This is a genomic window from Luedemannella flava (genome assembly GCF_039528515.1).
GTDB lineage: Bacteria > Actinomycetota > Actinomycetes > Mycobacteriales > Micromonosporaceae > Luedemannella > Luedemannella flava.
Genome location: NZ_BAAALT010000193.1, coordinates 1 through 5659, shown reverse-complemented (window position 1 = coordinate 5659; position 5659 = coordinate 1). Strand labels below are relative to the sequence as shown.

Genomic DNA, 5659 nt, shown 5'->3' with positions numbered 1-5659 from the left:
GCTCGCGGCCGCGCGCGGGCTGGTGGCCGCCGCCGGCCACGGCGACGTGCGCCTGCTGCGCGGCTGGCTGACCGGGGAGGCGGTCCCGGAGGGCCTCGCCGTCGACGCCGAGCTGCGCTGGCTCGTGCTGCGCCGGCTCGCCGCCCTCGGCGACCTGACCCCGGCCGAGATCGACGCGGAGTACGACCGCGACCGCAGCGCCCAGGGCGCCGAGCATGCCGCGACCTGCCGGTCGGCCCGTCCGGACCCGGACGCCAAGGCGGCCGCATGGCAGATCATCGTGGCCGACCGCGAGCTCTCGCAGCGCCTGCTGCTGGCCACGGCGGCCGGGTTCTGGCAGACCGGCCAGGAGGAGCTCACCGCCCCGTACGTGGCGCGGTACTTCGCCGAGCTGCCCGAGGTGGCCACCTGGCGCACCACCAACGTGATGCAGGAGCTCGGCATCTACGCCTTCCCGCGCTACGCCGTGGACGAGTCGACGCTGGCGGCGGCGCGCGAGATGCTCGCCCGGCCCGGCCTCGACCCGACGCTGCGGCGGGCCGCCGCGGACGAGACCGATGATCTGGCGCGGGCGCTGGCGGCCCGTCAGCTCCCGTGAGCGTCGACGCCGGTTCCCCACCACCGCCCGTCCGCCGCGTCGGCATCATGGGCGGCACGTTCGACCCGGTGCACCACGGCCACCTCGTCGCGGCGAGCGAGGTGGCCAGCCGGTTCGTGCTGGACGAGGTCGTCTTCGTGCCCGCCGGCCAGCCCTGGCAGAAGGCGGGCGCCACAGTCAGCCCGGCCGAGGACCGCTACCTCATGACGGTCATCGCGACGGCGTCGAATCCGCGGTTCCGGGTCAGCCGCGTCGACATCGACCGCCCCGGCCCCACCTACGCCGTGGACACGCTGCGCGACCTGCGTGCCGAGTACGGCCCGGACGTCGAGCTGTTCTTCATCACGGGCGCGGACGCGCTGTCGCGGATCCTGTCCTGGCGGGAGCCGGAGCACCTGTTCGAGCTGGCCCATTTCATCGGCGTCACGCGCCCCGGCTTCGAGCTCTCCGACGATCACCTGCCCGAGGACGCGGTGAGCCTCATCGAGGTGCCCGCCATGTCCATCTCTTCGACGGCCTGCCGGGCGCGCGTGGCCATCGGCGACCCGGTGTGGTATCTGGTGCCGGATGGTGTCGTGCAATACATCGCCAAGCGCCATCTGTACCGTTGACAGGTCTTTCGGTGGTTTTTCGGGGGTCCGTAGGGGGTAACTGAGCGGCGTCCTGTCGGCCGTCCGTGAGACGCTAGACAGGCTCACCTATGACCGAGATCGGGAAGGGATCCAGTGCCCGCTAACGAGCGCGCCCACGAGCTGGCGCTGGCCGCGGCCCAGGCCGCTGCCGACAAGAAGGCCGAGGACATCGTGATCATCGATGTGGCCGACCAGCTCGTCATCACCGACGCCTTCCTCATCGCCTCCGCGCCCAACGAGCGTCAGGTCGTCGCGATCGTCGACGCCATCGAGGAGCGCCTGCTGACGCTGCCCGAGAAGGCTAAGCCCGTCCGGCGCGAGGGCGAGCGCGCCGGCCGTTGGGTGCTGCTCGACTACGTCGACATCGTGGTGCACATCCAGCACACGGAGGAGCGCGACTTCTACGCCCTGGACCGGCTGTGGAAGGACTGCGAGCGCATCCCCTTCGTCGACCGGGACGCCGTCGAGGCGACGCCGGGCGCCGGTTCGTGACCCGGCTGCTGATCTGGCGTCACGGGCAGACCGCCTGGAACGCCAGCGATCGCGTGCAGGGTCAGACCGACGTCGAGCTGGACGAGGTCGGCGTGGCGCAGGCGGAGCGCGCGGCCGCCTGGCTCGTGTCGTACAAACCCGATCTCATCGTGTCGAGCGACCTGAGCCGGGCCGCGCGCACGGCCGCCGCGCTCGCCGCCCTCACCGGCCACCAGGTGGAGTACGACGAGCGCCTGCGCGAGCGTCACTTCGGCCCGTGGCAGGGCCTGACCGGCGCGGAGATCGCCGAGCAGTACCCTGAGCACTACCCGCACTGGCGCGCGGTCGGCGAGATCGCGGGCCTGCCGGTGGAGAGCACCGTGGACCTCGGCAAGCGGGTCACCGCGGCGCTCAAGGACATCGCCGCGCGGGTGGGCGACGGCACGGCGGTCGTCGCCACCCACGGGGGCGCCGCCCGGCACGGCGTGGCCGGCATGCTCGAGTGGCCGCACGAGGTGGCCCACACGGTCGGCGCGCTGAGCAACTGCCACGTCACCGAGCTGCGGCACAACCCGCACCGGGGCTGGCAACTGCGGGCGCACAACATCGGCGCGCGCTGACAGAACCGTGCGAAACCGGCCGGGTGCGGGTAGCGTCCGACTCGTTATGGACACGCGTCGACGCCCGGCCGCCCTGGCCGGCATCCTCCCGTTGGTGACGGTGCTGGCGCTCGGCGCCTGCGGCTCCGGCGGCAGCACGCCGTCGCCGACGGTCGGCGCCACCCCCAGCGCGTCCCCGGTGCCGACAGCGCCGTCCGTGCCGCCCACCTCGGTCGCGCCGACCGCTGCGCACACGACCGCCGCGACGTCGCGGACGGTTCCCCCCGAGCCCTCGCAGGCCCTCGCCACGCTGCGCGGCACCCTCGTCGAGGGTGTCGAGGGCGGCTGCCTCATCCTCAACGCCGACAACGGCAAGGGCTATCAGCTCATCGGCCTCGACGAACACCTTGAGCAGGCCGGCATGCGGCTCGAGGTGAAGGGCTACAAGGCCGTCGGCGTGCAGAGCCTCTGCATGCAGGGCATCCTTTTCAAGGTCGTCTCGGCGCGCCGGCTCTGAGGTTCGCAAGATCCGCGTGTAGGTGGGCGCGATCGACTACCGTGCGAACTCGTGCCCATCGCGGTTGTCACCGACTCCACCGCCTACCTCCCCGCGGACCTCGCGGCCCGGCACCACATCACCGTGGTGCCGCTGACCGTCAGCGTGTCCGGCCGCAGCGGCCAGGAGGGCACCGACATCACGCCCGCCGACGTGGCCCGTGCCCTGTCGACCCGGGGCGAGCAGGTGACCACCTCGCGCCCGGGGTCGGAGCAGTTCACCAGGATCTACCGCGAGCTGCTCGACGCGGGCGCGGAGGGCGTCGTCTCGGTCCACCTGGCGGCCGGGCTGTCGGGCACGGTGGACGCCGCCACCGTCGCCGCCGCCGGGTTCGGCGACCGCGTGACGGTCGTCGACGCCGGATCGGCCGCGATGGGCGTGGGATTCCCGGCGATTGCCGCGGCCTCGGCCGCCGCGTCGGGCCAGGACCAGGCGGGAGTACGCGCTGCCGCGCTCGCCGCCGTCGCCCGTACCAGCACGTTGTTCTATGTGGATACCCTGGAGCACCTGCGCCGCGGCGGGCGGGTCGGCGCCGCCTCGGCGCTGCTCGGCACCGCGCTGGCCGTGAAGCCGATCCTCGACGTCACCGGCGGGCAGGTGCGCGTCCGGGAGAAGGTGCGCACCGCCGGCCGCGCACTGAACCGGCTGGTGGACCTCGCCGTCGAGGCGGCCGGCGAGGGCGAGGCGGACGTGGCCGTGCACCACCTGGCGGCCGCCGCCCGCGCCGAGCAGGTGGCCGCCGCGATGCGGGCGGGTCTGGGCGATCGGTTGCGCTCCCTTCTCGTGAGCGAGGTCGGCGCCGTGGTCGGTGCGCACGTCGGGCCCGGCCTCGCCGGGGTGGTCGTGCACCGGGTGGCCTGACCCTACCGCTGCAGGCCGCCGTCGGTTCGGTTGTCCACAGGGCCTTTGGTTGTCCACAACCGGCGTCGGGCCGGCACCGCGCGGGCCTAGCGTGGGTCGGATGTTGACCGATGGTGTGCCCAGGGGACACGTGCCCGGCCCGCTCGACGCGGACGAGCCGGACGGGCCCTGGTGGCGACGGTTGTCCGCGCTGAACCCGGGCCGCGCGGGCCTGCGCGCGCTGGCCGTGGTCGCGGCGCTCGTCGCGACGGTGGCGGCGTTCCTGGCCTGGCAGGCGCGTCCCGATGTGTCGTCGGTGCCGCCGTCCGTTGTGGATGGTGGCCCAACGGCCGTCGTCGCTCTGCCGGCGTCGGCGCCCTCGACGGTCGCGCCCTCCGGGGAGATCGTGGTGTCGGTCGCCGGGCGGGTGCGGCGGCCCGGGCTCGTGCGGCTGCCCGCCGCCGCCCGGGTCGCGGACGCGCTCGAGGCGGCCGGGGGCGCGCTGCCCGGCACCGACCTGACGTACCTCAACCTGGCCCGCAAGGTCGCCGATGGCGAGCTTGTCGTGGTCGGCGTGACGCCGCCGCCGGGCGTGGCGATCGAGGGCGGCGGCGGGTCCGCGGGCGCCGGTGCGGCGGCCGGCCCGGTGAACCTCAACACCGCCACGATCGCCCAACTGCAGACGCTGCCCGGCGTCGGGCCGGTGCTCGCCCAGCGCATCCTCGACTACCGCACCGCGCACGGCGGCTTCCGGTCGGTGGGCGACCTGCGTCAGGTCTCCGGCATCGGGGACACGCGGTTCGCCCAGCTCAAGGATCTGGTGACCACATGACCCACCGCGACCCGCCCGATCTTCGGCTCTTCGGGCTGGCCGGGGGCGCGTGGCTCGCGGCCGTGGCGGTGGTGCCCGCGTCCGCCGCGACCGCGGTCGCCACGGCCGTCGTGGCGGCGCTCCTCGCGGCCGGCGTGGGGGTGGCGTTCGCCGTGCTCGCCCGCCGGGACCCCGGGCGGTGGGCGGTCGGCGTGCTCGGCGCGCTCGTGGGCGTACTCCTGGGGGTGGTGTGTTCGGGGGCGGCCGTCGCGGCCCGGACCTCCGCGCGGGACGCGCCGCTCCTCGCGGGGCTGGTGGCCGACGGCGCGGAGGTGTCCGCGTGGGTGGTCGTCTCGGACGACCCGAAACGGCTGGTGAGTGTCGCGGGGCCGCCGACGTATCTCGTGCGGGGCACGTTGGAGCGGGTCGGCGGGGTGGATCTCGACGCGCGGGTCGTGGTGCTCGCCACCGACGTCGGGTGGGCGTCGCTGCTGCCCGGGCAGCGGGTGCGGACCGTCGCCCGGCTCGCCGAGCCGCGCCCGGGCGACCTCACGGCGGCCGTGCTGCGGGTCCGGGGCGCGCCGGAGCACCTCGGGGAGCCGCCGTGGGCGCAGCGGGCCGCCGGGCGCCTGCGTGCCGGGCTGCAGGACGCCGCGCAGCCCTTGCCCGACGAGCCGGGCGGCCTGCTGCCGGGCCTCGTCATCGGCGACACGAGCCGGCTGGACCAGGCGCTGGCCGAGGACTTCCGGGCCACCGGGCTGACCCACCTCGTCGCCGTCAGCGGGGCGAACGTGGCGATCATTCTGGCCGTGGTGCTGGCCGTGTGCCGGCGCTGCCGGGCCGGCCCGTGGGTCTGCGTCGCGGTGTGCGCACTGGTGCTCGTCGGGTTCGTCATCCTCGCCCGGCCCTCCCCGAGCGTGCTGCGGGCGGCGGCGATGGGCGCGGTCGGCCTGCTGGCACTGGGTACGGGCCGGCGGCGGGCGGCCGCGCCCACCCTCGCCGCAGCGGTGTTCGTGCTGGTCCTCGTCGACCCGGACCTGGCCCGCGACCCCGGGTTCGCGCTGTCCGCGCTGGCCACCGGAGGGCTGATCCTGCTGGCGCCGCGCTGGCGCGACGCGCTCGCGGCGCGGCGGGTGCCGGGCGTGCTCGCGG

At 75.1% G+C, this 5659-nt stretch carries 8 protein-coding genes; all 8 read left to right on the top strand.

The annotated features are described in order from the left end of the window. Window positions 1–598: ERAP1-like C-terminal domain-containing protein (locus tag ABD211_RS25340; RefSeq protein ID WP_344136924.1), on the top strand; the 598-nt coding region annotated here is incomplete at its 5' end. Continuing rightward, complete coding sequence (gene nadD / locus ABD211_RS25335) at window positions 595–1209, top strand: nicotinate-nucleotide adenylyltransferase (RefSeq protein WP_344136922.1); 615 nt, start codon at window positions 595–597, stop codon at window positions 1207–1209. The genes ABD211_RS25340 and nadD, both read left to right, overlap by 4 nt. Before the next feature lie 114 nt (window positions 1210–1323). After that, a complete protein-coding gene (gene rsfS, locus ABD211_RS25330) occupies window positions 1324–1722 on the top strand; it encodes a ribosome silencing factor (RefSeq protein ID WP_344136920.1) in 399 nt (132 codons plus the stop codon). Further along, entirely contained in the window at window positions 1719–2321 is a 603-nt protein-coding gene (locus ABD211_RS25325; RefSeq protein WP_344136916.1) for a histidine phosphatase family protein, read from the top strand. The genes rsfS and ABD211_RS25325 overlap by 4 nt, the downstream gene beginning before the upstream one ends. 46 nt (window positions 2322–2367) lie before the next feature. Beyond that, on the top strand, window positions 2368–2817 hold the full coding sequence (locus tag ABD211_RS25320) for a hypothetical protein (RefSeq protein ID WP_344136913.1): 450 nt from the start codon (window positions 2368–2370) through the stop codon (window positions 2815–2817). Window positions 2818–2868: 51 nt separating this feature from the next. Next, window positions 2869–3717, top strand: a complete 849-nt coding sequence (locus ABD211_RS25315; RefSeq protein WP_344136910.1) for a DegV family protein — start codon at window positions 2869–2871, stop codon at window positions 3715–3717. Window positions 3718–3766: 49 nt separating this feature from the next. Beyond that, a complete protein-coding gene (locus ABD211_RS25310) occupies window positions 3767–4528 on the top strand; it encodes a ComEA family DNA-binding protein (RefSeq protein WP_425560526.1) in 762 nt (253 codons plus the stop codon). Further along, window positions 4525–5659: ComEC/Rec2 family competence protein (locus tag ABD211_RS25305; RefSeq protein ID WP_344136907.1), on the top strand; the 1135-nt coding region annotated here is incomplete at its 3' end. The genes ABD211_RS25310 and ABD211_RS25305, both read left to right, overlap by 4 nt.